The sequence below is a fragment of the Saccharopolyspora sp. NPDC047091 genome (assembly GCF_040643635.1).
Classification (GTDB): domain Bacteria; phylum Actinomycetota; class Actinomycetes; order Mycobacteriales; family Pseudonocardiaceae; genus Saccharopolyspora_C.
Genome location: NZ_JBEYUS010000058.1, coordinates 1 through 26,316 on the forward strand (window position 1 = coordinate 1; position 26,316 = coordinate 26,316).

24 protein-coding genes and 1 pseudogene are annotated in these 26,316 nt (G+C 73.3%); 15 read left to right on the forward strand and 10 right to left on the reverse strand.

Annotated features, from left to right (window positions below; all coding sequences use genetic code 11):
• Nucleotides 1-83: 83 nt before the first annotated feature.
• The 9 genes from ABZ805_RS21930 (at nt 84) to ABZ805_RS21970 (ending at nt 10,825) form a co-directional block, all read left to right on the forward strand.
• The gene (locus ABZ805_RS21930) at nt 84-254 is read left to right on the forward strand and encodes a hypothetical protein (RefSeq protein WP_358443280.1); all 171 of its coding nucleotides are present in this window, start codon (nt 84-86) and stop codon (nt 252-254) included.
• A 113-nt stretch (nt 255-367) separates the two neighbouring features.
• The gene (locus ABZ805_RS21935) at nt 368-880 is read left to right on the forward strand and encodes a hypothetical protein (protein ID WP_358443283.1); all 513 of its coding nucleotides are present in this window, start codon (nt 368-370) and stop codon (nt 878-880) included.
• Between the two features lie 67 nt (nt 881-947).
• Complete coding sequence (locus tag ABZ805_RS21940) at nt 948-1,508, forward strand: hypothetical protein (RefSeq protein WP_358443286.1); 561 nt, start codon at nt 948-950, stop codon at nt 1,506-1,508.
• Between the two features lie 48 nt (nt 1,509-1,556).
• Nucleotides 1,557-2,579 (forward strand): adenosine deaminase, encoded by a 1,023-nt coding sequence (locus ABZ805_RS21945; RefSeq protein WP_358443289.1) that lies wholly within the window; start codon nt 1,557-1,559, stop codon nt 2,577-2,579.
• Nucleotides 2,506-3,510 (forward strand): MFS transporter, encoded by a 1,005-nt coding sequence (locus ABZ805_RS21950; RefSeq protein WP_358443393.1) that lies wholly within the window; start codon nt 2,506-2,508, stop codon nt 3,508-3,510. Before ABZ805_RS21945 ends, ABZ805_RS21950 begins: the two co-directional genes overlap by 74 nt.
• A 271-nt stretch (nt 3,511-3,781) precedes the next feature.
• Nucleotides 3,782-4,981, forward strand: coding sequence for a GTP cyclohydrolase II (gene ribA / locus ABZ805_RS21955; protein ID WP_358443292.1), 1,200 nt, complete (start codon nt 3,782-3,784; stop codon nt 4,979-4,981).
• A 135-nt stretch (nt 4,982-5,116) separates the two neighbouring features.
• Nucleotides 5,117-6,220, forward strand: a complete 1,104-nt coding sequence (locus ABZ805_RS21960; protein WP_358443295.1) for a mandelate racemase/muconate lactonizing enzyme family protein — start codon at nt 5,117-5,119, stop codon at nt 6,218-6,220.
• A gap of 77 nt (nt 6,221-6,297) precedes the next feature.
• Nucleotides 6,298-8,712: an aminobutyraldehyde dehydrogenase gene (locus ABZ805_RS21965; protein ID WP_358443298.1), complete on the forward strand. Its 2,415-nt coding sequence runs from the start codon at nt 6,298-6,300 to the stop codon at nt 8,710-8,712.
• A gap of 616 nt (nt 8,713-9,328) precedes the next feature.
• Nucleotides 9,329-10,825, forward strand: coding sequence for an MFS transporter (locus ABZ805_RS21970; protein WP_358443301.1), 1,497 nt, complete (start codon nt 9,329-9,331; stop codon nt 10,823-10,825).
• An 80-nt stretch (nt 10,826-10,905) separates the two neighbouring features.
• Here the strand turns inward: ABZ805_RS21970 and ABZ805_RS21975 are convergent, their stop codons facing one another.
• A complete protein-coding gene (locus tag ABZ805_RS21975) occupies nt 10,906-11,085 on the reverse strand; it encodes a hypothetical protein (protein WP_358443304.1) in 180 nt (59 codons plus the stop codon).
• A gap of 21 nt (nt 11,086-11,106) precedes the next feature.
• Nucleotides 11,107-12,360: an MFS transporter gene (locus ABZ805_RS21980; RefSeq protein ID WP_358443306.1), complete on the reverse strand. Its 1,254-nt coding sequence runs from the start codon at nt 12,358-12,360 to the stop codon at nt 11,107-11,109.
• A gap of 187 nt (nt 12,361-12,547) precedes the next feature.
• Here ABZ805_RS21980 and ABZ805_RS21985 point away from each other — a divergent pair.
• Nucleotides 12,548-12,886 (forward strand): annotated as a pseudogene (locus ABZ805_RS21985) (GNAT family N-acetyltransferase); the annotation flags it as partial.
• Nucleotides 12,887-12,936: 50 nt separating this feature from the next.
• Here ABZ805_RS21985 and ABZ805_RS21990 read toward each other — a convergent pair.
• Both ABZ805_RS21990 and ABZ805_RS21995 read right to left on the reverse strand, forming a co-directional pair.
• Nucleotides 12,937-14,073, reverse strand: coding sequence for an aminotransferase class I/II-fold pyridoxal phosphate-dependent enzyme (locus ABZ805_RS21990; protein WP_358443309.1), 1,137 nt, complete (start codon nt 14,071-14,073; stop codon nt 12,937-12,939).
• Nucleotides 14,074-14,111: 38 nt separating this feature from the next.
• Nucleotides 14,112-14,756, reverse strand: coding sequence for a GntR family transcriptional regulator (locus ABZ805_RS21995; protein ID WP_358443312.1), 645 nt, complete (start codon nt 14,754-14,756; stop codon nt 14,112-14,114).
• Nucleotides 14,757-14,843: 87 nt separating this feature from the next.
• On the opposite strand from ABZ805_RS21995, the gene ABZ805_RS22000 reads away from it, so the two are divergent.
• Both ABZ805_RS22000 and ABZ805_RS22005 read left to right on the forward strand, forming a co-directional pair.
• Nucleotides 14,844-15,581: a thioredoxin domain-containing protein gene (locus ABZ805_RS22000; protein ID WP_358443315.1), complete on the forward strand. Its 738-nt coding sequence runs from the start codon at nt 14,844-14,846 to the stop codon at nt 15,579-15,581.
• 5 nt (nt 15,582-15,586) lie between these two features.
• Entirely contained in the window at nt 15,587-16,393 is an 807-nt protein-coding gene (locus tag ABZ805_RS22005) for a cytochrome c biogenesis CcdA family protein (protein ID WP_358443318.1), read from the forward strand.
• A 254-nt stretch (nt 16,394-16,647) separates the two neighbouring features.
• Here ABZ805_RS22005 and ABZ805_RS22010 read toward each other — a convergent pair whose 3' ends face one another.
• The gene (locus ABZ805_RS22010; protein ID WP_358443321.1) at nt 16,648-18,072 is read right to left on the reverse strand and encodes an L-lactate permease; all 1,425 of its coding nucleotides are present in this window, start codon (nt 18,070-18,072) and stop codon (nt 16,648-16,650) included.
• Between the two features lie 253 nt (nt 18,073-18,325).
• Here ABZ805_RS22010 and ABZ805_RS22015 point away from each other — a divergent pair, with 253 nt between their 5' ends.
• Nucleotides 18,326-18,556, forward strand: a complete 231-nt coding sequence (locus ABZ805_RS22015; protein WP_358443324.1) for a hypothetical protein — start codon at nt 18,326-18,328, stop codon at nt 18,554-18,556.
• 71 nt (nt 18,557-18,627) lie between these two features.
• Here the strand turns inward: ABZ805_RS22015 and ABZ805_RS22020 are convergent, their stop codons facing one another.
• Nucleotides 18,628-19,764 carry a threonine synthase gene (locus ABZ805_RS22020; RefSeq protein WP_358443327.1) on the reverse strand — a complete coding sequence of 379 codons (1,137 nt, stop codon included), beginning with the start codon at nt 19,762-19,764 and terminating at the stop codon, nt 18,628-18,630.
• Nucleotides 19,761-20,402: a PAS domain-containing protein gene (locus tag ABZ805_RS22025; protein ID WP_358443330.1), complete on the reverse strand. Its 642-nt coding sequence runs from the start codon at nt 20,400-20,402 to the stop codon at nt 19,761-19,763. Before ABZ805_RS22025 ends, ABZ805_RS22020 begins: the two co-directional genes overlap by 4 nt.
• Before the next feature lie 132 nt (nt 20,403-20,534).
• Here ABZ805_RS22025 and ABZ805_RS22030 point away from each other — a divergent pair, with 132 nt between their 5' ends.
• Nucleotides 20,535-21,506: an asparaginase gene (locus ABZ805_RS22030; protein WP_358443333.1), complete on the forward strand. Its 972-nt coding sequence runs from the start codon at nt 20,535-20,537 to the stop codon at nt 21,504-21,506.
• A 99-nt stretch (nt 21,507-21,605) separates the two neighbouring features.
• Here the strand turns inward: ABZ805_RS22030 and ABZ805_RS22035 are convergent, their stop codons facing one another.
• Nucleotides 21,606-22,163, reverse strand: a complete 558-nt coding sequence (locus ABZ805_RS22035) for a snapalysin family zinc-dependent metalloprotease (RefSeq protein ID WP_358443335.1) — start codon at nt 22,161-22,163, stop codon at nt 21,606-21,608.
• Nucleotides 22,164-22,670: 507 nt separating this feature from the next.
• Nucleotides 22,671-23,879, reverse strand: coding sequence for a molybdopterin molybdotransferase MoeA (locus tag ABZ805_RS22040; RefSeq protein ID WP_358443338.1), 1,209 nt, complete (start codon nt 23,877-23,879; stop codon nt 22,671-22,673).
• A 260-nt stretch (nt 23,880-24,139) separates the two neighbouring features.
• Here ABZ805_RS22040 and ABZ805_RS22045 point away from each other — a divergent pair, with 260 nt between their 5' ends.
• On the forward strand, nt 24,140-25,057 hold the full coding sequence (locus tag ABZ805_RS22045) for a LysR family transcriptional regulator (RefSeq protein ID WP_358443341.1): 918 nt from the start codon (nt 24,140-24,142) through the stop codon (nt 25,055-25,057).
• A gap of 96 nt (nt 25,058-25,153) precedes the next feature.
• Here ABZ805_RS22045 and ABZ805_RS22050 read toward each other — a convergent pair whose 3' ends face one another.
• Nucleotides 25,154-26,188 (reverse strand): NlpC/P60 family protein, encoded by a 1,035-nt coding sequence (locus tag ABZ805_RS22050; RefSeq protein ID WP_358443344.1) that lies wholly within the window; start codon nt 26,186-26,188, stop codon nt 25,154-25,156.
• Nucleotides 26,189-26,316: the final 128 nt, after the last annotated feature.

The window sequence follows — 26,316 nt, forward strand, 5'->3', positions numbered from 1 at the left end:
ATCGGAACGACCGGTGCGAGCGCGGGCCAGGGGCCGCGCGGAACGGGAGCGCACCGGTTCGCGGCGGGAGCGGGTGCGGTGACGTGCCCGCTCCGGCTCGAACCACCGAGGTGCGCGGACGTGGTCACCCGGCGCACGGCGGACCCGGGGCCCGGATCACCGGCGGGGGAGTGCTGCCCGGAACCGCACCTGGCCTCGGCATCGAGGTCGACCGGGAGGTGCTCGGCGCTCCGATCGCGACCTGGGTCGACTGAGCCCGGAAGCCGCGGGTCCGCCGGTGCGGCGCCCGGGCCGGTGGATGTGCCGGTCCGGCGGACCTGTCGGTGCGTCGTGGGACCCTCGGATTCGGAGCAGGGGGAGGGATGCCGTGCCGGAGCGGAAGCTGCGGATCTCGGGCGTGGCAGAGGTGTCCCACCACCAGTACTTCCTGTTCGACGCGCGCACCGACATCGAGGACGTGCGGCGTCCGTCCTGGCGCGAGGGCGCCGGGCTCGCGGCCGCGGAGCCCGGGTTGCTGGCGCTGTGCACGGGAATCCACACCGGGTCGATCGCCCTGGCGGTGGAGCTCTGGGACGGCGCCCCGCCACTCGAACCCGGCTGGGAGGACGTGGTGGAGGTTCCGCTGCGCGTGTCGCCGGGCGAGCTGCGGGTGGGCCTGCTGCTGGCTGATCCCCCGGTCGAGCTGCGAACACCGCTCCCGATCGGTGGTTCGCGGTGCCGAGCCCGCGTGCACGCCACCGGCCGGGACGTGGACTACGACGGCGTCGCGTTCGAGCCAGTCGAGGAGCACTTGGTGCAGCTGTGGGAGACCGAGGTCGAGGACCCGGTCCGCGTGCTGCGGGCGACGAGCGGCTGCGCGACCTGGCGGCTCGGGCCGTGAGCGGACCCGCCGGTGCGCGGGCCGATCATCGGCCGCCGCCGGGCCCCGGCGTGGTTACGATCGCGCGGTGGCGAGTGGATCTGGTGAGCGGGCGCGGCTGCTGGGCCTGACGCGCGAGTTCGTCCTGGCGCGCGGGGTGATCGGGCTGTCGTTGAGCGAGCTGGCCCGGGGGATCGGTTCGAACAACCGCATGCTGCTCTACCACTTCGGTTCGCTGGACGAGCTGCTCGGCGCGGCGATCGACGAGATCCTCGGCGGCACGGTGCTGCTCGACCGAATCGCGGAACTGCTGCGCGGCCCGGGCGGGACGGCGGACCGGTTGGCGGCCGCCTGGGCGCACCTCGCCGATCCCGATCGCCTGCCGCACCTCCGGTTGTTCTTCGCGCGCTTCGGCATGGCCGTCGATCTGCCCGACAAGTACGCCGGGTTCCTCGCGGAGGTCCGCGACCGGTGGACCGCGGTGGTCGCCGAGGCGTTGCGGGACGCGCCGGAGGTCGCGGATCCGGAGGCGACCGCGGTCGCGGTGGTCGCGCTGTGGCGCGGGCTGCAGCTGCAACTGATCTGCGGTGAGCCGCGGTCCCGGGTGGACGCGGCGCACGTCCTCGCCGTCGGCGGGCTGCTCGGATAGGGTACGACTAGAAGTGAATCGTTCAGTTCACTTTTGAGGAGTCGTGCCATGACGGACCCGTTCATCCCGGCGCTGCCGAAGGCCGAGCTGCACGTCCACCTGGAAGGGGCGCTGGAGCCGGAGCTGCTGTTCGCGCTCGCCGCCCGCAACGGCGTCGACCTGCCCTGGGCGGACGTCGAGCAGGTGCGCGCCGCCTACGAGTTCACCGGCCTGGAGCACTTCCTCGCCCTGCTGTTCCGGGCGGCGTCGGTGCTGCGCACCGGCCAGGACTTCTACGACCTCGCGCACGCCTACCTGACCCGCGCCGCCGCCGACGGGGTGCGCCGCGCCGAGATGTTCCTCGGCGTGCAGACCTTCCTGGACGCCGGCGTGCCGATCGCCGACCAGCTGGACCCGGTGCTGGCCGCGATCGACGACGCCCGGGCCGAGCACGGCATCGACGGCGCGCTGCTCGTCACCAGCCAGCGGCACCGCACGCAGGGTGCCGCGCTGGAAGTCCTGGACCTGATCCGGCCCTGGGGTGAACGGGTGCTGGGCATCGGGCTCGGCGCGGCCGAGCGCGGCAACCCGCCGGCCAAGTTCGCCGACTACTACGCGACGGCTCGCGCCCGCGGCTACCGCACCACGATCCACGCGGGCGAGGACGGGCCCGCGGAGTACGTGCGCGAAGCCCTCGACGTGTGCAGGCCGGACCGCATCGACCACGGCGTCGCCGCCATCGACGACCCGGAGCTGGTGGCGCGGCTGCGCGATGCGGCGGTGCCGCTGACCGTCTGCCCGTTGTCGAACGTCGCGTTGCAGGTGGTGCCCTCGATGGCGGCGCACCCGCTGCGCGCTCTGGTCGAGGCCGGGCTGCTGGTCACGGTCAACTCGGACGACCCGCCGTACTTCGGCGGCTACCTCAACGACAACTACGAGGCGGTGCGCGCCCACCTCGGGCTGGGCCGCGCTGCGCTGGCCGAGCTCGCCCGGAACGGCTTCCGCGCGTCCTTCGACGATCCGGCGCGGATCGCCGCGCACGTGGCCGAGCTCGACCGGTGCGCGGCGGCGTTCCCGGCCGCGGGGAGCTGAGCGGCGGCACCGGGTTCACACCGGCCTCGGCGGCGAGGGCACTGCGGCGCAGGTGATGGCGCTCGAGCACGCCCCGGTGCGGCGGCGGGCGCTGGTCGGCTCGCTGGTGAACCTCGGCTCGCCGCTCGGGCAGGTCCTGGTGTCGGTGGTGCTGCTGGCGATGACCGCGCTGCTCGGCGCGGAGGCTTTCCTGGCCTGGGGCCGGCGCCTCCCGTTCTTCCTCGGCTGCGCGCTGGCCGTCGGCGGCTACTTCGTGCGGCGCCGCATGGACGAGTCCCCGGTGTTCGAGAACGCGGCGGCGCGCGGCGGGACGAGCGCCAGCCCGGTGCGCACCGTGTTCCGCAGCCATCCGCGGGTGATCGTGCGGCTGACCTTCCTGCGGGTGCCGAACATCGCGTGCAGCTACCTGGTGACGACGTGCTCGCTGGAGTACCTGCACGGCGCGCTGGGGCTGCCCAGCGGCACCGGGTTCGCGCTGGTGCTGGTGACGAACCTGCTCGGGGTGGCGGCGATCCCGCTCGGCGGCTGGCTGGCCGACCGGTTCGGCCGCAAGCCGGTGCTGTACTCGTTCGCGGCGCTGAGCCTGGTCGGCACGCTGGTGTACTTCCCGTTGCTGGACACCAAGTCGTGGCCGTTGATGCTGCTGGCGAACGCGGTGGCGCTGGTGTCCGACTACGTCGAGTTCGGCGTGCTGGCGGTGCTGTTCGCCGAGCGGTTCCCGACCCCGCTGCGCTTCTCCGGGCACGCCGCGGTGTACACGCTGACCAACATGGTCGGCGGGAGCCCGACGCCGCTGGTCGCGGCCCTGCTGCTGTCGGTCACCGGGTCGCCGTGGAGCATCGCGCTGCTGCTGGCGGCCGCGTACGCGGTGAGCCTGGTGCCGATCCACCGCACGCCGGAGACGCGCGATCGCGAGTTCGGCGCGAGCTGACCCTGGAATGTTCAACATATGAACGAAGCGGCCTCATTGTGCGGTGACGCGACCTGCTCGTCAAGGGGCGGTGTGGGCGAATTCCGCGAGACTTCCGGTAGTAGCGGCGAAATCGGGTTCGAGTGGAGTTCTTGACGGCGGCGAGCGGCGCTGCCACTCTGGTTTGAACGCAACGGCCACTATGTGAACGCAACCGTCCCGGTGTTGAGTCCCGGTGTGCGGACGGCGATCGCAGGCGGACCGATGAACCACCCCGTGCCGAGGAGAACCGATGTCCGAGCTCGCCGAAGCCCGCACCGCACTCGCCCGCGGCGGCATGGTCCTCGTCGTCGACGACGAGGACCGCGAGGACGAAGGCGATCTGATCATGGCCGCCGAGCACGCGACCACCGACGACGTCGCCTTCTTCTTGGAGCACACGTCCGGATTCCTGTGCGTCGCCGTCGACGAGGACCGGTCCCGCGACCTCGGACTCGACCTGATGGTCACCGCCAACACCGAGAGCCACGGCACCGCGTTCCTCGTCAGCGTCGACCTCAAGCACGGGACCGGCACCGGCATCAGCGCGGGGGACCGCGCCGCCACCATCCGCGCCCTCGCCGATCCGCGGACCGCGCCGCAGGACCTCGCCCGCCCCGGGCACGTGCTGCCGCTGCGGGCCAAGGCGGGCGGCGTGCGGGAACGCGCCGGGCACACCGAAGCCGGCGTGGAGCTGTGCCGCCTGGCCGGGGCGAGCGGCGCCGCGCTGCTCTGCGAGATCGTCACCCCCGACCGGCGCGACATGATGCGCCGCCCCGCGCTCGACGACTTCGCGGCGCGGCACGGCATCCCGATGGTGACGATCGCCCAGCTCGTCGAGCACGCGCGCACCTCCGGTCCGGCGATCGCGCGGACCGGGCGTGCCGAGATCCCCACCGAGCTCGGCACCTTCCAGGCCACCACCTACCGCGGTGCGGGCGACGTCGAACACCTCGCGCTGACGATGGGCGACCCGTTCGACGCGGGAGCGCCGCTGGTGCGGCTGCACAGCGAATGCCTCACCGGCGACCTCGCCGGATCGCTGCGCTGCGACTGCGGCAGCCAGTTCCGGATGGCGATGAGCGCCATCGCCGAAGAGGGCCGCGGCGCGCTGATCTACCTGCGCGGGCACGAAGGACGCGGCATCGGGCTCGGGCGCAAGCTGCGGGCCTACGAACTCCAGCAGCAGCGCGGGCTGGACACCGTCGAAGCGAACGTGGCGCTCGGGCTGCCCGTCGACGGCCGCGACCACGCCGACGCCGCGCGCATCCTGCACGACCTCGGCGCGGGCTCGGTGCGGCTGATGACGAACAACCCCGACAAGGTCCGGGCCCTCGCCGACCACGGCATCACCGTCGCCGAGCGGATTCCCCTCGAAGCACCGGAGAACCCGCACAACGCCGGCTACCTCGCCACCAAGCGCGCCCGCATGGGACACCTGCTGCACGCCTGAACCCGCTCCCGGCGGGCCCGCGCCGCGGGAGCGGAACCTCGGGCGGCCGCCGGTGCTCTCCCCGGCTCCCCGGCAGACGGGGGAATTCGGCACGAAGTCCGCGGGCGAACCCGCGCGCACGTTCGGAGGAACACGGTGAAGATCGCGGAAGTCCACGTCCACCAGCACGGCCTCCCGGTCCGCGGCGGTGCCTACAAGATGGGCCACTCCGAAGTCCGGTTCCTGACCAGCACGCTGGTCCGGCTGGTCGCCGACAACGGGCTGGTCGGCTGGGGCGAGACCTGTCCCATCGGGCCGCTGTACGCCGAGGCCCACGCGGCCGGTGCGGTCGCGGCGCTCCGCGAGATGGGGCCGGGACTGCTCGGCGCCGACGTGCTGCCGGTCCCGCTGCACCGGCGGATGGACGGGCTGCTGCACGGGCACCGCTACGCGAAGGCGGCCGTCGACATCGCCGCGCACGACCTCCTCGGCAAGCACCTCGGCGTCAGCGTGTCCGACCTGCTCGGCGGTGCGCTCGTCGATCGGGTGCCGTCCTACGCCGCGCTCGGCGTCGGGCCGCCGGACGACACCGCCCGCCTCGCCGCGGAGAAGCGCGCCGAAGGCTACCCGCGGCTGCAGGTCAAGATCGGCGGCAGGCCGGTCGACGAGGACGTGGCCGCCGTCCGCAAGGTCGGCGAGGTGCTGCGCGGAACCGGCGTGCGGCTCGCCGTCGACGGCAACCGCAGCCTCGGCACCCGGGACGCGCTGCTGCTGAGCCGGGAGTGCGCGGACGTCCCGTTCGTGCTGGAACAGCCCTGCGACACCCTCGACGAACTCCGCGCGATCCGCCCGCTGCTCGCCCACCCGCTGTACGCGGACGAGAGCAGCACCGGGCTGGACGTGGTGGTCGGCGCCGCGGGAACCGGCCTGGTCGACGGCTTCGGCGTGAAGATCACCCGGGTCGGCGGGCTGCACCCGATGCGCGCGGTGCGCGACGTCTGCGCGGCGCGGAACCTCCCGCACACCTGCGACGACTCGTGGGGCGGCGACATCATCGCCGCCGCCTGCGCCCACGTCGGCGCGACCACCCGCCCGGAACTGCTGGACGGCGTGTGGATCGCCGCCGACGGCATCGACGGGCACTACGACGACGAGCACGGCGTCCGCATCGACGCAGGCCACATCGCGGTGCCGCGCGGGCCCGGGCTCGGCGTCGAACCCGCGGACGGCCGCTTCGGCGACCCGGTCGCCTCCTGCTGAAGGACCGCTCCACGCGCAACCGGCCGCCCGGGGAGGCGAGCCGGGCACCGAACGCACGCAACAGGAAGGGTTCCGGAATGTCGCCGCAACTGAGTGGAGTTCTCACCGCCCTGCCGACCCCGTTCACCTCCGGCGGCGAAGTCGACGTGGCCGCCCTCGGCCGCGTGGTCGACCGCAGCATCGACGGCGGCGTCGACGGCCTCGTCGCCTGCGGCTCCACCGGCGAGTTCGCCGCGCTCGACGAGGACGAGCGGCGCCTGGTCGTGGAGACCGTCGTCGCCCGCGCCGCCGGGCGCGTGCCCGTCGTCGCCCAGACCGGCGCCGTCAGCACCGAGCAGGCCATCCGGCTCTCGCAGCACGCCCAGCGGTGCGGGGCCTCGGTCGTGATGCTGGTGACCCCGTACTACGAACCGCTCACCGAAGCGGAGACCGAGCAGTACCTGCGCACCGTCGCCGCCTCCGTCGACATCCCCGTGATGCTCTACAACCTGCCCGCGATCACCGGCGTCGACCTGTCCCCGGACGTCGTCGGGCGGCTGGCCCGCGAGGTCGACAACATCCGCTACATCAAGGACACCAACGCCGACATGTCCCGGCTGCGGCAGTTCGTCCACCACCACGGGGAGGTGATCACCACCTTCGGCGGCTGGGACACGCTGATCCTCGCCGCGCTCACCGAGGGCGCCGCCGGTGTGGTGGCGGGCAGCGCGAACCTCGTGCCCGCGGAACTCGTCTCCGTGCACCGCGCGCTGCGGGCGGGGGAGCTCGACCGCGCCCGCGCCGAATGGGCGCGGCTGCACCCGCTGATGGACTCGCTGATGACGGTGCCGTTCATCCCCGCCGTGAAGGCCGTGCTGAACGCGGCGGGCCTGCGGGTCGGCAGCCCGCGCAGCCCGCTGCTGGACCTGCCGCCGGACACCGCGCGGCGCGTCACCGCGCAAGCCGCTGCGGCGCGCGGCGAAGCCCCGGCCGGAGGCAGCGCCTCGGCCGGACACGGCGCACCGGAGCCCGCGGCGGTCCGCCGGTCCACCGACGCGCGCCCGCTCGCCGCGGCGGCCGAACTGCCCCCGGCGCGCCACTTCATCGCGGGCGGCTACGCGGACTCCACCTCGACGCGGCTGCTCGACGTCATCGATCCCTGCACCGAACAGGTCCTCTGCCGCACCCCGGACGGCACCACCGAGGACGTGGACCGGGCCGTGGCCGAAGCCGTCGCGGCGCGCGGCTCCTGGGCGCGGCGGGTTCCGAAGGACCGCTCCGACGTGCTGCACGCCATCGCCGACCGGGTCGAGGCCAACGGGGATCTGCTGGCACGGCTGGAATCCGCCAACACGGGCAAACCCCTCGCGGTCGCCCACGACGACATCGCGGGCACCGTCGACACCTTCCGGTTCATGGCCGGGGCGGTGCGGGCCACCACCTCGATGTCGGCGGGCGAATACCTCGACGACCACCTGTCGCTGGTGCTGCGCGAACCCGTCGGCGTCGTCGGCGTCGTGACGCCGTGGAACTACCCGCTGATGATGGCCGCGTGGAAGCTCGCGCCGATCCTCGCCGCGGGCAACACCTGCGTGCTCAAACCCTCCGAGATCACCCCGGTGACGACGGTGAAGTTCGCCGAACTCGTGGCGGACCTGCTGCCACCCGGCGTGCTCAACATCGTCACCGGCCGCGGCGATGTGGTCGGCGCGCGGCTCGCCGCGCACCCCGACGTGGACCTGGTGGCGCTGACCGGATCCGTGCCCAGCGGGCGGGCCGTGGCGCGCGCCGCCGCCGAGAGCCTCAAGCGGGTGCACCTGGAACTCGGCGGCAAGGCACCGGTCCTGGTGTTCGCGGACGCCGACCTGGCCGCCGTCGCCGAGACGCTGCGCACCGCCTCGTTCTGGAACTCCGGGCAGGAGTGCGGCGCGGCCTGCCGAGTGCTCGTGCACGAGTCGGTCGCGGCGGAACTCGTCGACCACCTCGTCCGCGAAGCGGGCACGCTCGTCACCGGAGAGCCCACAGTGGACGGTGCGGAGATCGGTCCGCTGGTGTCCCGGGCGCACTTCGACCGGGTTCGCGGGTACCTGGAACGCGCGCAGCGGGACGGTGCGCGCGCCGCGCTCGGCGGCGGAGCGCTCGACGGGCCCGGCTACTACATCGCCCCCACCGTGCTCGTCGACGTGCCCGAAGGCGCCGAGATCGCTCGCGAAGAGGTCTTCGGGCCCGTCGTCACCGTAGAGACGTTCCGCGAGGAAGGAGAGGCGATCCGGCGCGCCAACGACGTGCCCTACGGCCTCGCCGCATCCGTGTGGACCGAGAACGCGCGCCGCTCGCACGACGTGCCCGCGCGGCTCGACGCGGGCACGGTCTGGGTGAACTCGCACCTGGCGCTCGCCAACGAGGTGCCGTGGGGCGGGTTCAAGGGATCGGGGTACGGGCGGGACCTGTCGCTGTACGCGTTGGAGGACTACGCCAGGACCAAGCACGTCATGCACAACCACTCTCGGTGAAGTGCCCGCCTGGATTCGTTGATCCGGGGGTGGGGTGGCGGAACCTCAGCGGGATTCTCGCTGCGGGATCGTTTTCACCGGTGGCTCCGCCACAGGAGAAATCGCTGTCCTCGCGAGGAAAGCGCTGAGAACCCGCGGCGGTGCCGGTTGCTCTGGTGGTCGCTGCTCAGCGGCTTTGCCGCTGATAGGGCGAAGGCGAATGCCTTGTGCTGGGTGTTGTTCGGGGTGGTGGGCGAATCGCCGGTGGCTACGGGGTTTCGGCGTGCCCCGGGGTACCGCCACGTGGGCGAACGAGGCTGCTCCAGAGGCGGTGGTGCCGGGATTGTCCTGATGTGGCAACGGGTTTCTGGATTCGGAGTTCACATGTGGGACGTGCTGTCCGGTCCCGCGGCGGGCTTACCGGGGTTCTCCCTCCGATGTGCACCGCCGTTCGGTGAAAGCCTTGACTCGTCCGCGCGACTCTGCCAAGTTTTTGGTCGCTGCGTTCGAAATATGAACACAGGTGGAAGGTGTTGTCCTTCGAGGACGGCTCGCCGCCGCGGCCGTCCACCTGACGGTCGGCCGCATTCCGAGCCGTGCCACCCCGAACCACGCCGACCGCCGGAGAGGGACAACGATGTCCGAACCGAGCAGGAGCCGCCCGTCCGCGGGCACCCGCAGGATCAGAGAAGAGGACTGCATCGTCGTCGACCGGCCCGCGCTCATCCGCGCGCAGCTCGGCGCCGGCGTGGGCAACTTCATCGAGTGGTACGACATCGGGGTCTACGGCTACCTCGCCGTCACGCTGACCCAGGTGTTCACCGCCGGGATGGACGAACGGCTCGGGCTGCTGGTGACGCTGCTCGGGTTCGCGGTGTCGTTCCTCGTCCGCCCGCTCGGCGGCATGATCCTCGGGCCGCTCGGGGACCGGATCGGCCGCCGCAAGGTCATGTTCTTCACCATCGCGCTCATGGCCGTTGCCACCACGCTGATCGGCCTGCTGCCGGGCCCCGGGCAGATCGGTGCCTGGGCCGTAGTGCTGCTCTACCTGCTGCGCATCGCGCAGGGGTTCTCCACCGGTGGCGAGTACTCCGGTGCGCTGACCTACGTCGCCGAGTTCTCGCCGGACCGGACGCGCGGGTTCTGGACCTCGCTGCTCAACAGCGGTTCGCAGCTCGGTTTCGCCGCGGGCGCCGGCGTGGTCGCCGCGACCTCCGGCATCACCACCCACTTCTGGGGCCCGGACGCGATGGTCAACGGCGGCTGGCGCATCCCGTTCCTGCTGGCATTCGTGCTCGGCGCCGTCGCGCTGCTGCTGCGCAGCCGCATCGAGGAATCGCCCAGCTTCGAGGCCGCGCGGGCGACGACGGCGGAGCAGGCGGCCGACCCGCTGTTCACGCGGCACAAGCTGCCCGGGGTGTTCAAGTTCTACTGGCCGCAGGTCGTGGTCGGCCTCGCGCTGATCGGCGCGGACGGTGCGTCCTCGTACACGCTGACCAGCTACATGCCCACCTACCTCGAAGTCGAGGTCGGCATCGCCACCACGCACACCGCGATCGCCACCGTCGCCATCCTGCTGCTGCAAGCCGTGCTGCTGCCGGTGTTCGGGCGGATGTCGGACAAGCTGGGGCGGCGGCCGGTGTACGTGATGGCGGCCGTCGGGAACCTCGTGCTGCTGCTGCCCGCGTTCGCGCTGATGCGGGTCGGGGCGCCGTGGGCGCTGTACGTCGCGCTGGGGCTCGTGATGATCCCGTCCACGCTGTTCCTGTGCATGAACGCGGCCGTGATGGCCGAGCTGTACCCGACCGCGTCCCGGTACTGCGCCGTCGGGTTCACGCAGAACACGGCGACCTCGCTGTTCGGCGGCACGGTACCGCTGGTCTCCCAGCTGCTGGTGGAGATCACCGGCAACACCTACGCGCCCGCGTTCTACGTCATGTTCTTCTCCGCCATCGCGCTCGTCGCGGTGCTGTTCATGCGGGAGTCCGCCGCGCGCCCGCTGCTGGGTTCGGTCCCGGTCGTGGCCAGCGGCGCGGAGGCCCGCGACCTGGTCGACGGCCAGGACGAGAACGACCGCCTGGACACCTCGACGATGCTCCTGGCCCCCCTCCCGCCGGTCGAAGAGCGCACCTGAGCCCTACCCGTCCGCCGCCGTCCCGCGGCGGCGGGCGGGGCGGCGGCGTGCTCGAACCGCGGCCCGAGGCGACCGGCGGATCACCAGCGCGGGAGGGCTTGTCCGATCGCGTCCCGCTGGTCCTCCACCCAGGAGGCGGCGACGAGCTCTTCGGCGAACAGCTGCACCGCGACGTGGTCGGCGGTCCGCCGGTCCGGCAGCGAGTCCGCGAACACGCGCTCCACCCCGCCGTTCTCCCGCGCGTACAACACCCTGAACATGCCTGCTCCCGTTCGTCCGCGTCACCGCTGGAGGTCGGAACCCCGTTCCTCGTCCGCACCGGGCGCTCGCCGGGACGTGTCCACGGTTTCCGGTGACGGCCGCACGGCCCGGCCCCCGAGGACCAGCGCCGCGACGGCGGCGAGGGCGAGGGCGGCGGAGAAGCCGGCGAACCCGGTGGCGAAGGTGGCCGCCCCCGCGGCGACGCCGATCAGCAGGGAACCCAGTCCGGTGCCGGAATCGAAGCCGATGTTCCACGCCACGGACGTGACGTGCCGGTTCGCGGTTCCGGCTCGGTCGAACGCCTGCACCAGGGTGACGCTCTGCAGCCCGCCGTAGGCGACGCCGAGCAGCAGCATTCCCGCGAGCAGCGCGGCGGTGCCGGGTGCGGGCCCGACGGCCGAGGCGGTCAGCAGCAGCCCGGCGCTCCCGCTCAGCAGCAGCGCGACGTTGATCGGCCGCGGCGGGTACCGGTCCACCAGCACCCCGCAGACCCAGCGCGCGACCGCAGCGGTGGCGGTGGTGGCGAGCAGCGCGGCGGTGGCCAGCGCGGGCGTCGGGGTGAACTGGGGCGCGAAGGTGAGCACGGCGCCGCCGCTGGAGGTGACCACCAGCAGCAGGACCAGCGGCAGCGCGATGCGCCGCAGCACCGCGCCCGCGGGCTCGTCGGGTTCGCCGGACCGGGCGGGCTCGTCGACGCGCGCCGCGACCGCACGCCCCAGCCCGCGCGTCCACGGCAGAGCCAGCACGGGCAGCGCACCGCAGGCGAGGACCGCGGGCAGGCCGATCGCGCTGACCAGCCAGGGAGCGGCGGGCGTGAGCAGCACCTGCGGAACGGCGATCGCGAGCCCGTACAAGCCGATCGCCGCGCCCTGCTTCCCGCGCGGGGCCAGCACGGACACGGCCGTGGACCCGCAGACGGTGAGGATGCCGAACCCGAGCCCGCGCAGCGCGGTGGTGCCCAGCACCGCGGGCAGCTGATCGCTCAACGCCTGCAGCGGGGCGGGCAGCCCGAGCAGGAGCGCACCGAGGGCGAGCGTCCACGTCCAGCCGATCCGCCGCAGCACCGCCCGGACGCAGAGCTGGGAGAGCACCGTCGCCGCCATCAGCACCGCGGTGACCAGCCCGGATCCGAACTCGTCCGCCCCGCCGCGCAGCGCCCACACCGGCGACACCGGCACCAGCAGGGCGAACCCGGCGAAGCAGCAGAACACCACCAGCAGCAGGTGCGGCATGGCGGGATCGCTCAGGACGGAACGTTCGGCGCGTGACGACATGGAACTTCGCTGGTCCTCGGGATCGGCGACGACCTCCGGGCGGAGACCGTCCCCGCATTGCACCACGCGAGGTGGACCCGGGACTCCACCGTGAGATGTTCATCCCCGGGGGCATCGGAACTCCCACCCGCCGAGCTCATCGCGGACGCGGCGGCCGAGGAACTGCGCGACGTCGAATCCGGACGCCAGGAACTGCTCGTCGAACGCGACGGGGGGACTGCTGGTCGGGATGGTGCTGATCCGCGGGAAGGAAGGACGGGTGTTCCGGCACCGCGCCGAGGTGCGGAAGCTGGTGGTGCACCCCGAACGGCAGCGCGGCGGGACCGGGCGCCGCCTGCTGGCCCGCGCGGTCGAGCACGCGAGCGGGCTCGGGTTCCGCCAGCTCGTGCTCGCCACCCGCGGCGGCACCCACCTGCCCGAGTTCTACCGCCGCCGGGGCTGGGTCGAGGTCGGCCGCTTCCCGGTGGCGTTGCAGGTCGCGCCCGGCGACTTCCGCGACGAGCACTGGTTCCAGCGCGAGCTCTGACCGGCCGAGCCGGTGAGCCTAAGTGGACAATCTGCCCGTCCCCGGCGGGTTCAGCGGGCGAGCCGGTCCACGGCCTCGACGACGGTCTCCGGGGCGCAGGCCAGGTTCATGCGGGCGAATCCGGCTCCCGGCGAGCCGAACGCCGGTCCGCTGGAGAGCGCGACCCGGGCGTGCTCCAGGGCGTGCGCCGCCGGATCGTCGCCCCAGCCGAGCTCCCGCAGGTCCAACCACGCCAGGTAGCTCGCCGCGGACCCGCGCAGCCGCGCCCCGGGCAGCTTCGCCGCGAGCTGCTCGTCCAGCAGCGTGAAGTTGCGCTCGACGGCGGTGATCGTGTCGTCCAGCCAGCCCCGCGCGCGGGTGAAGCCCTCGCGCGTCGCCATCAGCCCGAGCAGGCCGGCCCGGAAGGTCACCTCCTCCGGCAGGTCGCGGAGCAGTCCGGTCATCCGCTCGGACTCGGCGACGAACAGCGCCGCCTTGAGCCCGGCGAGGTTGAACGCCTTGCTGCCGGACTCGGCGGCGATGCCGTGCTCGCGGGCTTCCGCCGAGACGGTCAGGTAGGGCGTGAACTCGTGGCCGTGGTGGGTCAGCGGCGCGTGGATCTCGTCGCTCACCACCACCGCGCCGTGGCGGTCGACGATGCGGGAGAGCTCGACGAGCGCCGCGCGCGAGTGCACCAGCCCGACCGGGTTGTGCGGGTTGCACAGCAGCACGGCCCGGGCCCCCGCGGCCAGCGCCCGGTCGATGCCCGCGAGGTCGAGCTCGTGGCGCTCGCCGTCGTCGCGCAGCGGCACCTCCACCACCGTGCCGCCCGCCTCCGGTACCAGGTCGAAGAACGGCGGGTAGATCGGCGGGTTGATGATCACGCCGTCGCCGAGGGAGATGAGGCGCCGCAACGATTCGACGATGACGACGCTGACGTCGGTGGTGCAGCGCATCCGCTCCGGCGCGGGCGACCAGCCCCAGGTGTCGGCCGCGTAGGACGCGAACGCCGCCGCGGCGCGGGTGTCGTGCGGGTCGACGTAGCCGGTGTCGCCCGCCTCCACCGCGGCCAGCAGCGCCGATTTGATCGGCGGCGCGAGCGGGAAGTCCATCTCGGCGACGAACATCGGCAGCACGTCCGGGTCGTGCGTGCGCCACTTCTCGCTGCTGCGGCGGCGGAGCGTCCACATCGGATCGGCTTCGGTCATGCGCCCTCCTCGGTTCTCGTTCGCGCGGCGGGAAGAACTCACGACGCGTCGCCGTAGCTGTTGGTGAGGTGTTCGCGCAGGGTCGTGGCGAACACGTCGCCGTCCCCGGCCGCGGCGGCGTCCAGCAGCAGCCCGTGCTCGGCGACGATCCCGGCGGCGCGGTCCAGCAGCCGCCGCCCGTAGCTGAACAGCAGGAAGCGCTGCCGGTCGGCGAGCCGGTCGTAGAGCTCCAAGACCACCTCGTTGCCCGCGGCCGCGACGAACGAGCGGTGGAACGCGATGCTCAGCTCCACGAACGCCGTCAGGTCCCCGGCGTCGAGGACTTCCTGCTGCCGCACCAGTTCCGGGCGCATCTCGGTGGCGAGCGCCGCCAGCGCGCGCGGCCGGGCGGCGCGGACCGCGCCCGATTCGAGCATCGCCTTGGCCTCGGCGAGTTCGGCGACGGCGCGGTCGCTGAGGGTCTGCACGAGGGCGCCGCGCTTCGGGTAGATCGTCAGCCAGCCCTCCTCCTGGAGTCGGACCAGCGCGGCCCGCACCGGCGTGCGGCTCACTTCCAGTTCGGCGGCGAGCGTCGCCTCGCTGAGCATCGTGCCGCCGGGGAAGCGCCCGGTGAGGATGCCCTGCCGGACGTGCCGGTAGGCGCGCTCGTTCGCGGAGCCCTCGTCGAGCGTGGTCCTGGCCATCGTGCCGCCTCTCGTCGTCGCCCCCGAGCCCCCATCCTCCCAAGCAGGCCCGCGGGCCGTTGGGATGCAACATGTATCCTAGTGCGAGTGACGAATCGATCCGCCGACAGCCCGGATGATCTAGCGGCGAAGTACCGCCGGTCCAAGATCGCCAACGTCGTCCTCGCGGCCCTGTCCGCGTTCCTGCTCGTGGTGGTGGTCGCCCAGCTCTCCACCGCGCAGCCCGCGCCGAACGCCGATGGCGGCGCGGCATCCCCGCCGCAGCAGGCGGCCGCGGGCGTCGAGACGCGGGACCCGGACGACCCGATGGCGCTCGGTGCCGCCGACGCGCCCGTGGTGCTGGTCGAGTGGACCGACCTGCGCTGCCCGTACTGCGCCGTGTTCAACCGGGACACGCTGCCCGCGCTGGTCCGCGAGTACGTGGACTCGGGGAAGCTGCGCATCGAGATCCGCGACGTCTCCTTCTTCGGCGAGAAGTCGGCCACCGCCGCCGTCGCCGCCCGCGCCGCCGGGAACCAGGGCATGTTCCCCGAGTACCTCGGCGCCGTGTACCGCGTCGCGCCCGAATCCGGCCACCCCGACCTCCCGCGGGATCGGCTGATCGGGTTCGCGAAGGAGATCGGCGTGCCCGACCTCGCGAAGTTCACCGCCGACCTCGACGACCCGCGGCTGCTGGACGCGGTGCAGCAGAGCACCGGCGACGCGCAGCGCCTCGGCGTGAACAGCGTGCCGTTCTTCGCCATCGGGAACTCGGCGCTGTCCGGCGCGCAGCCGATCGAGAACTTCCGCGAGTTCGTGGACTCCGCGCTCGCCGGCGGGAAGTAGGGCGCGTGGAACTGGGACTGCTCGGCGCGTTCGTCGGCGGGGTGCTGACCCTGCTGAGCCCGTGCTCGGTGATGTTGCTGCCCGCCTTCTTCTCCTACGCCTTCACCGCGCCCGGCGCGCTGGTCGCCCGCACCGGGGTGTTCTACCTCGGGCTGATCACGACGCTGGTGCCGCTGGGCGTCCTGGCCGGGACGCTCGGCGCGTTCGTGAACGAGCACCGGGAGGCCTTCGTCGGCACGGCGGCGGTCGTGGTGATCGTGCTCGGGGTGCTGATGCTGCTGGACGTGCCGCTGCCGATGCTGAGCAGGACGCAGCGCTCGGCCGGCACCTCGACGGCGTCGGTGTACGCGCTCGGCACGATCTACGGGCTGGCCGGGGTGTGCGCCGGTCCGCTGCTCGGGGCGGTGCTGACCTTCGCGGCGGTGTCCGGGAACGCGCTGCGCGGCGGGATCGTGCTGCTGGTGTTCGCGGCCGGGATGGCGCTGCCGCTGCTGGTGCTGAGCCTGCTGTGGGACCGGTTGCCGTTCGTGCGCGGCCTGGTGCGTCCGCGGCCGGTGCGGATCGGGCGCTGGGAGAACACCTGGACCGGGGTGATCGGCGGGCTGCTGACCGCGGCCGTCGGGGTGCTGATGCTGGTCACGCGCGGAACGACGAGCGTCGGCGGTGTGCTCGGCGCCTCCGACCAGGCTCGGCTCGAAGGCCGGGTCCTGGAGTTGTCCGGGACCGTGCCGGACTGGGCGGTGGTGCTCGTCGTGCTGGTCGCAGCAGGAACAGCCTGGCTCCTGCTGCACCACAGGAACCGGACTGGCTGACGGTTCCACTTCTGTTGCTCGGTGGGCGGGTGGCGGAACCTCAGCGGGATTCTCGCTGCGGGATCGTTCGCACCGGTGGCTCCGCCACAGGAGCAGGCGCTGTCCTCGCGAGAATCCCGCTGAGAACCCGCGGCGGTGCCGGTGTCTCAGGTGGTCGTCGGCTCAGCGGCTTCGCCGCTGACAGGAAACCGACATGTGGCTTCCTGGGCAGTCGGCCGTTCCATCCTGCATCGGAGTGGATCTGCGGGGGGGAGTCAGGCGAGGGCGAGGACGAGGAGGCCGAGCAGGACCGCGGATGTCGCGGCGGCCCCGGCGAGAACGCCGTGAGCGGTGCCGGGCAGCCGTTCTCCCGGCGGCAGCGCGACGGCGGTGGCCAGCGCGATCCGCGGCGGTGACGCGATGATCGCGAACGAACCGGCCACGTTCTGGCCCGCCACCGCGATCAGCGGCGTCGCACCGAGCCCGGCCGATGCGGTCGCGGTCGCGGCCGAGAACATCGCCGCCGCGCCGGTGTTGGACCCGGTGAGGTAACCGCCGAACGCCCCGATCGCGGGGATCGCCGCGACGAACCCGTACCCGGCGTGCGCGGCCGACGCGGCGAGGTGCTCGGCCATCCCGGTGGTGGCCATGACGATGCCGAGCACCATGAACAGCACGGCGTTGCCCGCGATCGGCACCCACCGGCGCACGGCGGTGCGGAGCACCCGCCACCGGTCCGCCGCCGGGACGTCGAGCGAGCCGACGGCCACGGTAGCGGCGATCACCAGCCACACCGCCGGATTCGCCACCACCACCGCGGCCGGACCGCCCGCGCCCAGCAGCGCCGACACCCCGGTGGCGGCGAAGATCCCGCCGACCAGCACGCAGTACGGCAGCAGCGCCAGCCCGAGCGCCCGGTCCACCGCCGGGAGCGGCCCGTTCGCGAGGCGGGTGCGGGCCAGCAGCCCCGCGATCACCGCGGCCGCGGCCAGCACTCCGGCCGGTGGGAACAGCACCAGGTTCGCCGCGATCAGCGCGATCCACTCCACGAGCACCACCGCCGAGGTGAGCACCAGCTGCCGCGGTGCCGGGCGTCCGACGTCGAGGGCGAGCACGGCGCCCGCGCTCACCACCAGGACGGGCAGCGTCAGCAGCGCCGACCACGACCCGAGCTCCCCGGAGTCCACCCCGCCCAGCCGCGCGGCGATCAGGGTGCCGGGCCCGAGCGAACCCCACGGCACCAGCACCATCCCGAGCAGCCCGGACACCACCGCCTTGACCGGCGACAGCCCGAGCCGGACCAACAGCGGTGCGGTGATCACCACGACGAGGCCGAACCCGGTGACGGACTCCATGAACGGCGTCAGCCCGAACACCAGCAGCAGCAGGGTCGCGGTGCGGTCCGCGCCGCGTTCGGCGCCGTCGAGCCAGTCGGCGATCCGGTCCTGCGCACCCCCGCGGCGCATGGCCTCGGCGAGCCCGACGCCGCCGAGCAGGATCACGGCGACCTCGACGACGGTGGGCGCCATGCCCCGCGCGGCGGTGATCCCTGCCGCGTCCGGCGGGAACTCCAGCAGCGCGGCGAGGGCGGCGGTGACGAGGCCCGCGGCCCCGGCCCACAGCGATGGGACGCGCACCGCCAGCAACAGCAGCACGACGAGGATGGGCGCGGCGGCGGTGAGCAGCGGGACCGTTGTCATGGCACGTCCGGGGCGGGTCGGCGTCGGGGCGGACCGGGCGGGCTGCCGGTCGTCGGGCGGCCCGCGGACTGCCCCGGCCGTGGAAACTACCGGTGTTCGACGCGAGGTGGCACCCGGTTCCGCCGATTTCCCCGCGATGGTGCCGGTGTCGCCCGCACCGTCCACTGCGGACGGACGTGGCGGATCTCCGGCTCATCGCTCACCCCAGGTGGTCGATCCGGTTCCGGCCGTGGCGTCGGCCCGCTGTCGAGAAGTGCGCCACTCGCGCGTTGTTTCCGGGTCGGCGGTGCTGCTCACCGCGTTCGCCGAAGTGCTCGGGCAGTGGAGCGCCCGGCCCGATCCGACGCTGGACCGCACCTTCTTCGACCGCCGCGAAGTGCGCCCCGACGTGCAGCGGGTGCTCGGCGACTTCACCTCGCTGCTGCTGGGAGTGCGGAGCCCCGTTTCCCTCGGTGCAAGGGGACCTTACCCACTGGTGTCCTAAGTGGACTTCCAGGTCCAGTGGGTTCGGCTCCGGGCGTCCGGACGGGACGCCCGCCGCCGCGGCCCGCCGAGCTAGTCCGCCAGCAGCCGGGACATCGCAGCGCTCGCCTTGAGCCCGGAACCCGTGAGCACCGCGACGACGGTGTCCTCCGGCCCCAGCAGCCCGTCCCGGGCGAACCGCGCGACGGCGGGCACCACCTGGGCGCTGGTCGGTTCGGCGTAGAGCCCGGTCCCGGCGAGTTCGAGGGTCGCCGAGCGCAGTTCCCGCTCCGGAACGGCGGTGGCCGACCCGCCGCTGTCCCGGAGCGCGCGCAGCACCTCCCGGTCGCGGACCGGCCGGGCGATCGCGGTGCCCTCGGCGATCGTGGCGGGCCAGTCGGCGTCCTCGACGGCCTCCGCTCCGGCGGCGAAGGCGCGCACCAGCGGGCAGCAGTGCTCCGGCTGCGAGACCAGGAGCCGCGGCACCCGGTCGATCTGCCCGGCGCGCCGCAGCTCGGCGAACCCCGCGGCGCAGCCCAGCACCAGGCTGCCCGCGCCCGCCGGGACGACGACCGCGGTGGGCGCGCGGAACCCGAGGTCCTCCCAGATCTCGTAGGCGATCAGCTTGACGCCGTCCAGGAAGGCGGGATGCCAGTTGTGGCTCGCGTAGAACCGCTCCGCGGAGCGGCGCACCGCCTCGTCCGCGGTGCGCTGCCTGCTGCCCGGGACGAGCTCGACGGTCGCGCCGTGGACGCGGCTCTGCAGCACCTTGGCCGGCGAGGTCGACTCCGGTGCGAGGATGCGCGCGTCGATGCCCGCGGCCGCGCAGTAGGCGGCGATCGAGGAACCGCCGTTGCCGCTGGAATCCTCCAGCACCGCGCGCACGCCCTGCGCTCGCAACGTGCTGATCAGGACCGAGACGCCGCGGTCCTTGAAGCTCGCCGTCGGGTTGTGCGCCTCGACCTTCACCGCGACGTCCAGGCCCGCGAACCGCCGCGGCAGCAGCGGAGTCCGCCCTTCGCCGAGGCTCACCGGCGGCACGTCCGGTCGGGCGAGCGCGGCCGCGTAGCGCCACTGCGAGGTGACGCCGGTGTCGATCCGCTCCCGCCCGATGCCCGGCAGCGGCTCCACCAGCAGCGGCGACCCGTCGTCGCCGCGCCAGCGCGGTTCCCCGAGCGGGTAGCGGCGCCCGGCGCGGTCGATGAGGCCGGGTTCGTCGGTCACGGTCACCTCGCGTAGTTGTAGACGGTCGCCCGGGACACCCCGAGCAGGTCGGCGATGGTCTGCGCGGCGTCGTGCGAGGCGAAGTGGCCGTCCGCGCGCAACCGGCGCACCAGCTCCTTCTTCGCCTCCTTCGGCAGAGTTCGCGGGGTGGCGGCCCGGTCCGCCGCGGTGCGTTCGACGATCTCGCGCAGGTCGCGGGTGCCGCGGTCGCGCAGGTTCTCCAGCGGTGCCCGGTGCTCCTCGGCGTCCGTGGCGATCAGGTTGGACAGCGCCAGCGTCACCGGGGAGAGCACCGAGACGTCCAGGTTCAGGCACAGCGCGGCGATGTAGCGACCCGCGGCGTTCTTGATGCCGATCGAGGTGCTCTTCGCGGGGCGCCCGTCCGGGAACCGGTTCGGGTAGTTCTGGATCACGCGCGGGTGGTCCGGGTCGCCGATGCGCCGCAGCCCGAGCTCGGTGGCCGAGTCCCCGACCTCGCGGCCGGACAGGTCGTTCTCGACGACCCGGATGGCGTGCGACGGGTCGCGCAGGTCGTGCAGCACCACTTCGCACAGCCCGGGGAACATCCGGCCGAGCGCGGTGGCGATCACCTCCGCCTCGCGGATGAGGTGCTCGTCGGCGTCGTGCGCCGCGTCGTCGGTCACGGTCCCCTCCGGTGTCGCCGCTGCGGGAACGGTCGCACGACTTGGATCACATTGTCCAGAATTGGACCACGAGTCCAGCTGGGGTAGCGTCCGGACGACCGATCGGCCGAGAAACCCCGCGAAGGACGTCAGATGCACCGGATGCTGTTCCTGTACACCGGCGGGACGATCGGCATGATCGACTCGCCGCGCGGCCTCGAGCCCGGTGCCGACGTCGAATCGGAGGTCGCCGCGCTGCTGCGGGACCGGCCGGACGTCACCGTCGGGTTCCACGCGTTCGAGCAGCTGATCGACTCGTCCGACGCCACGCCGGACGACTGGCAGCGCATCGTCGACCACCTCCGCGCGCACCGCGACGAGCACGACGCGTTCGTCGTGCTGCACGGCACCGACACCCTCGCGCACTCCGCGGCCGCCGTCTCCTACGCGCTGGCCGGGTTCGGGAAACCCGTCGTGTTCACCGGAGCCCAGGTGCCGTTCGCCCTGCCCGGGTCGGATGCGGCGGACAACGTCCGCGGCGCGGTGGAGGCCGTGACGAGCGGGGCGGTCGGCCGGGCGCTCGCGGTGTTCTTCGACGGGGAGCTCATCGCCGGCCCTCGCGCGACGAAGAGCTCCGCGCTGGACCGGCACGGGTTCACCAGCCCGCACCCGGCGCCCGTCGCCGAACGGCCCGCACCGGCGCTCGGCGCGCTCGCCCCCTACCGGCGGCAGGACATCGCCGTGGTCACCGTGGTGCCCGGCATGAACGCCGAGCGGTTCCGGCACCTGACCAGCCCCGCGCCGGACGCGGTGCTCCTCCGCGGCTACGGGCTGGGGGTGGGCCCGAGCGGCGAGCCGGGCTTCACCCAGGTGATCGAGGAGCTGAGCTCCGGTGGCACGCCCGTCGTCGTGCTCAGCCAGTCGCAGCGGTCCCGGATCGACCTGGACCGGTACGCCGCCGGACGCGCGCTGCTGGACGCCGGGGCGATCGGTGCGGCCGACATGACCTTCGAGGCCGCCTACGCCAAGCTCTGCTTCCTGCTCAGCCAACGCATCCCCGCCGCGGATCTCCCCGCTTGGCTGCACACCGACCTGGCCGGAGAACTCACCCCGCTCGCGGGGTGAACCGCTCGATCATCCATTGTGGATGGTTCGCCTGGACGCACCGCGGCGCGAACCTCCCCGACGGGGACGGTTCGCGCCGCAGGCGGTCGGGCGGTGGGATCAGTGCCCGGCGAGGGCCGGGGCTTCGCTGTACAGGCGGGGTTCGATCGACGCGCCCTGCTCGAAGTTCGACTCGACCTCGGCCTTCTCCTCGGCGTTGGGCAGCGTGCTCTTGCACTCGGTTCCGGCGCTGTGCCCGGACATCAGGTCCTCGCAGACACCGGTGCGGTCGTCGGGCAGCCCGAGGATGTGGCCGAGCTCGTGGGTCGCGATGCGCGGCACGAAGTGGCCCTCGTCGACGGCCTGGCGTCCCATCCACACGGTGCCCGAGCCGAGCCCGTCCACCTGGGCGCGCGGCCAGTCGTCGTCCGCGAGGACCGTGAGGTCGGCCTGCCCGTCGGTGGCCTTCTCGAACTTGACGTTGCTGACCTGGTCGTTCCACGTCGCGGTGGCCTCGTCGATGGCCTGCTGGAATTCCGCGGCCCCGCTGGCGTCGTAGGTGACGACGTGCGGCTCGGCGGCCGCGCCGGTGTCCGCTCCGGCCAGCGGCGCGCCCGCGACCAGCAGCAACGCGGTCGCGGCACCGGAGAGTGCGGCGGTCATCGAGTACCTGGGCATGTCTGCTCCTCCTGCTCGGCGAGTTGCACGCAGGACGGAGGCTAAGCGCGCACCGCCCGCCGATTCGGACAGTGGCGGCTAACCGCCAGATCCGGCCGGCCGATCGCGCATCCCGTGGCAGGAGCACGACCCGATCACGCCGGGCCCGTGCGGTGCGCAGCGGGGTCGGCCGCGCGGCGGACCGGCGTCCTGATCTGCCCGGGTGGGGGAGGGCGCCGGTCCGGCGCGCCCGCGCGCACCAGGGCGGGCGCGGGAACATGCCTGCGTTTCCGGTGCACCGCACCGGTCACCGAGACCGCGACGAGCAGCCCCGTGCCTCCGGCGGCGGTGCGCACACGCGATTCCGCTGCCGGTCAGCCGCCGTTCGGGCGCGGAGGCGCCGGGAGTCCGTCCCACGTCGCGTCCTGATCGGCGAGCGGCGGTGCCGACCCGTGATCGTGGTTCGGCGGGCGGCTCGGCAGCCGGTGGGGGACCCGCAGCGGGCGACACGGTCCGATGTGGACGCGATCAGGCCCAGGGCTGGGGGAGTTCGACGATCTGCACCGCGTCACCGGTGCGGAGACCACCCGGCGGGACCGCGGCGAGCCCGTCGGCGAGGGCCAGGCCGCGCAACATCGCCGGGCCGCCGAACGGCAGCGGTGCCGCCGTGCGGCCGCGCAGTTCCACCGGCACCAGGCTGGTGTTGCGGGGGTGCCCGCGGAGGTCGTCGGCCGCGGTGGCCTGCTGTAGCTCGGGATCGGACCGGCCGGCGAGCGCGCCCAGCAGCGGGGCCGCCAGCGTGACGGCGCCCGCGACGGCGGCCAGCGGGTTGCCGGGCAGGCCGACCAGCCGCCGGGCCCGGCCGTCGGCGCCGTCGGGGAGTTCGGCCAGCAGCATGGGATGTCCCGGCCGCACGGCCACGGAGTCCACCAGCAGCCGGGCTTCGAGCTCGGCGAGCGTGGCGTGCAGGAAGTCGACGGGTCCGGCGGCGGTGCTGCCCGTGGTGACCACGACGTCGGCGGTCGAGTCGCGGAGGGCCTCGTGCAGCGGCTCGGCAGTGTCGGGGATGCGGCGCCGCCCGATCACCTCGGCGCCGCAGCGCAGCCACGGCGCGAGCATGGGGCTCAGCGCGTCCCGCACCCGGCCGCCGCGGGGTGCCCCGGAGTCGAGGAGTTCGTCGCCGAGGACGAGCAGTTCCACCGTCGGCGCGCGGTGCACGACGAGCCGGTCGTACCCGGCGGCCGCGGCCAGCCCCAGCACCGCGGGCGTGACGGTGCTTCCCGCGGGCAGCAGCGGTTCACCGACCCGGCACTCCTGCCCGCGCTTGCGGACGTCGCGCCCGGGCTCGGGCAGGGTCGCGGTCCGGTCGACGAGCAGGCCGGTGGCGCTCTCCACCCGCCCGTGTTCGCGGCGCAGCACCGCGGCCCGGCCGGGCGGCAGCTGAGCTCCGGTGGCGATGCCGACCGCGACCCCGTCGGCCAGCGGCTCGGGCTCGGTGCCCGCCAGCGCCTGCCCGGCGCGCAGCCGCCACGGGCCGGGTCCGGACACGGCCCACCCGTCCATCGCGGAGCTGTCGAACGGCGGCAGGTCGGTGAGCGCGGTCAGCGGTTCGGCGAGGGTGTGGCCGAGCGCGTCGGGGAGCTCGCGGCTCAGCCGCGGCAGCGGCCGACCGGCGCCGCGCGCGAGGGCGCGGGCTCGGGTCCAGGGGACGTCGGTCGCGTCGTCGTGCTCCGGCATCGTCCTCGGCTGCTCCTGGTCGGTGGCGCGGGCGGCGCCGCGGTTCGGGCACCAGGGTTCGCCGGAACGCGCCGCGGGTCCAAGCGGAGTTGCCGAACGGTCGATAGGTGCTCGTTATCGACGCTGGTGGTGCCGACCCCGGGTGCACATCGTGATCGTTTTCACCGGGCGGTGCGGTGCCGGGACCGCGCCCGCGAACCCGGCCGGCCCACCGCGGAGCGGCGGCACCGTTCGGCCACCCGCCGTGGTCGAATGGGGACATGTTGTTCCGACAGCTCGAGTACTTCGTGGTGCTCGCCAGGGAGGGGCACTTCGCCCGCGCCGCCAACGCCTGCTACGTGTCCCAACCCGCGCTGTCCGAGGCGATCCGCAAGCTGGAGCACGAGCTGAAGGTGCCGCTGGTGCGGCGCGGCCACCAGTACGAGGGACTCACGCCGGAGGGGGAGCGGCTGGTGCTGTGGGCGCGCCGCGTCCTGGCCGAGCACGACGCGCTGAAGCACGAGGCCGCGGCGCTCCAGACCGGCTTGACCGGCACGTTGCGGCTGGGCGTGATCCCGGCCGCGGCGAGCACGGTCGCGCTGATCACCGACCCGTTCTGCACCGAGCATCCGCTGGCGAGGGTGCGGCTGGAGACGGACCTGCGTTCGGCGGACATCCTCGAACGCATCCGCCGGTTCGAGCTGGACGCCGGGATCATCCACCCGAAGGAGCAGGACCTGGCCGATCTCGCGGTCACCCCGCTCTACGAGGAACGGCACGTGCTGCTGGCCAGCGGCGAACTGATCAGCGGGCAGTCCGACTCGATCAGCTGGCCGGAGGCGCTGCAACTGCCGATGTGCCTGCTGGACGAGGGGATGCGCGGCCGCCAGCTCATCGACGAGGCGATCTCCGCGCGCGAGCTGGTGGTGGCGCCGCGGCTGGAATCGGACTCGCTGGTCACGCTGATCGCGCACGTCGGCACCGGCCGCTGGGCGACGATCGTTCCCGAGTCCTGGCTGCACACCCTGCACCCGCCCGCCGGATCGCGGGTGCTGCGGCTGTCCGATCCGGCCCCGACGGCGTCGATCGCCCTGGTCGCCAGCGCGGTCGAACCGGGCTCGGCGCTGACCCGAGCCGTCCGCCGGACCGCCGAACGAGCAGCGGCCGACAAGGCCTTCGGCCACCTGGGCACGACCTGACCGCGAGCCCGCTCATGTTCCTGTCAGCGGCGCAGCAGCTGAGCAGCGACCACCTGATCGACCGGCACCAGCCCCTCCGCAACAGGGGAACGGAGCTCATCCCGCGAAGCGGCGGACCGAGTTGATCTCTCCCATGTACTTGACCTCTTCGACGGTCACGGTCTGCCCCTCGGTCGGCGCGTGCACCATCTTGCCGTTGCCGAGGTAGATGCCGTCGTGGCTGCCGGAGCTGTAGAAGAAGATCACGTCCCCGGGCTTCATCTCGCTCTGCGAGACCTTCTCGCCCTCGGAGATCTGCGACTGGGTGGAGCTCGGCAACGACACCCCCGCCTGCTTGAACGACCACTGCACGAGGCCGGAGCAGTCGAACTGGCTCGGGCCCTTCGCGCCGAACACGTACGGGGAGCCCTGCTTGCTGAGCGCCGCGTTGACCGCCTTGATCGCGGCGCCGGAGCCGATCAGCGAGCCCATCTTGCTGCCGCCGCCGGACAGCGAGTCCTGCTCATGCTCGCTGAGGCTCTCGTACTGCTCCTTGACCTTGGCGATCTGGGCGTCCATCTCCTCCTTCTTGCCCGCGATCTCGCCTTCGAGCCGTGCCGCGTCGGCTTCGGCCCGGGTCGCGCGCTCGTGCGCGGACCGGGCTTGCTGTTCGCCGCGCTGCGCTTGGGCGGTCGCGTCGGCGAGCTTGGTGACGGCGTCGTCGTTGTCGTGCGCGAGCACGTCCAGCGCGGAGGAGCGGTCGAGGAACTCGTCGGGTGATTCGCTGACGAGCAGCGCGGACAGCTTGCTCATCCGGGCGCCCTGGTAGGAGGCGTGCACGAACTGGTCGACCTGGCCGCGGAACCGCTCCTCTTCGGCCTGCGCGTCGGCGGTGGTGCGCGCGGCCTGTTCGGCGTCGGCGTTGGCGCGGGCCAGCTCGTCCTGGCGCTTGGTGTGGTCGTCCTGCGCCTTCTTGTAGACCTCGGTGAGCTCTTCGGCCTGGCGGCCCAGTTCCTTGAGCTGCTTCTGCGCATCCGTCGCGGTGCCCGCCGGTTCCGCGGTCGCCGGGACGGACGACAGGCCGACGGCGGTGGCGACGACGGTGGCCGCCAGCGCGGCGTTCCTGGAACGCTTCAACCGGGATGAACCCACGACACTCCTCCTGCTGCCACCGCCTCGTGGGCCCCGACCGTTCGAGGCGCAGCTGCACGAGCCGTCCGAACCGGTCCGCGGAGCCGATCACCGCGAAACCGCGGGACAGGCTACGCACCGGGGGCCGG

Bases quoted from the DNA above. Each gene is read 5' to 3' on its own strand.
- ABZ805_RS21945 (WP_358443289.1), top strand. From the start codon at position 1,557: ATGACGGACCCGTTCATCCCGGCGCTGCCGAAGGCCGAGCTGCACGTC.
- ribA (WP_358443292.1), top strand. From the start codon at position 3,782: ATGTCCGAGCTCGCCGAAGCCCGCACCGCACTCGCCCGCGGCGGCATG.
- ABZ805_RS21965 (WP_358443298.1), top strand. From the start codon at position 6,298: ATGTCGCCGCAACTGAGTGGAGTTCTCACCGCCCTGCCGACCCCGTTC.
- ABZ805_RS21970 (WP_358443301.1), top strand. From the start codon at position 9,329: ATGTCCGAACCGAGCAGGAGCCGCCCGTCCGCGGGCACCCGCAGGATC.
- ABZ805_RS21975 (WP_358443304.1), bottom strand. From the start codon at position 11,085: ATGTTCAGGGTGTTGTACGCGCGGGAGAACGGCGGGGTGGAGCGCGTG.
- ABZ805_RS21980 (WP_358443306.1), bottom strand. From the start codon at position 12,360: ATGTCGTCACGCGCCGAACGTTCCGTCCTGAGCGATCCCGCCATGCCG.
- ABZ805_RS21990 (WP_358443309.1), bottom strand. From the start codon at position 14,073: ATGACCGAAGCCGATCCGATGTGGACGCTCCGCCGCCGCAGCAGCGAG.
- ABZ805_RS21995 (WP_358443312.1), bottom strand. From the start codon at position 14,756: ATGGCCAGGACCACGCTCGACGAGGGCTCCGCGAACGAGCGCGCCTAC.
- ABZ805_RS22010 (WP_358443321.1), bottom strand. From the start codon at position 18,072: ATGACAACGGTCCCGCTGCTCACCGCCGCCGCGCCCATCCTCGTCGTG.
- ABZ805_RS22030 (WP_358443333.1), top strand. From the start codon at position 20,535: ATGCACCGGATGCTGTTCCTGTACACCGGCGGGACGATCGGCATGATC.
- ABZ805_RS22035 (WP_358443335.1), bottom strand. From the start codon at position 22,163: ATGCCCAGGTACTCGATGACCGCCGCACTCTCCGGTGCCGCGACCGCG.
- ABZ805_RS22040 (WP_358443338.1), bottom strand. From the start codon at position 23,879: ATGCCGGAGCACGACGACGCGACCGACGTCCCCTGGACCCGAGCCCGC.
- ABZ805_RS22045 (WP_358443341.1), top strand. From the start codon at position 24,140: ATGTTGTTCCGACAGCTCGAGTACTTCGTGGTGCTCGCCAGGGAGGGG.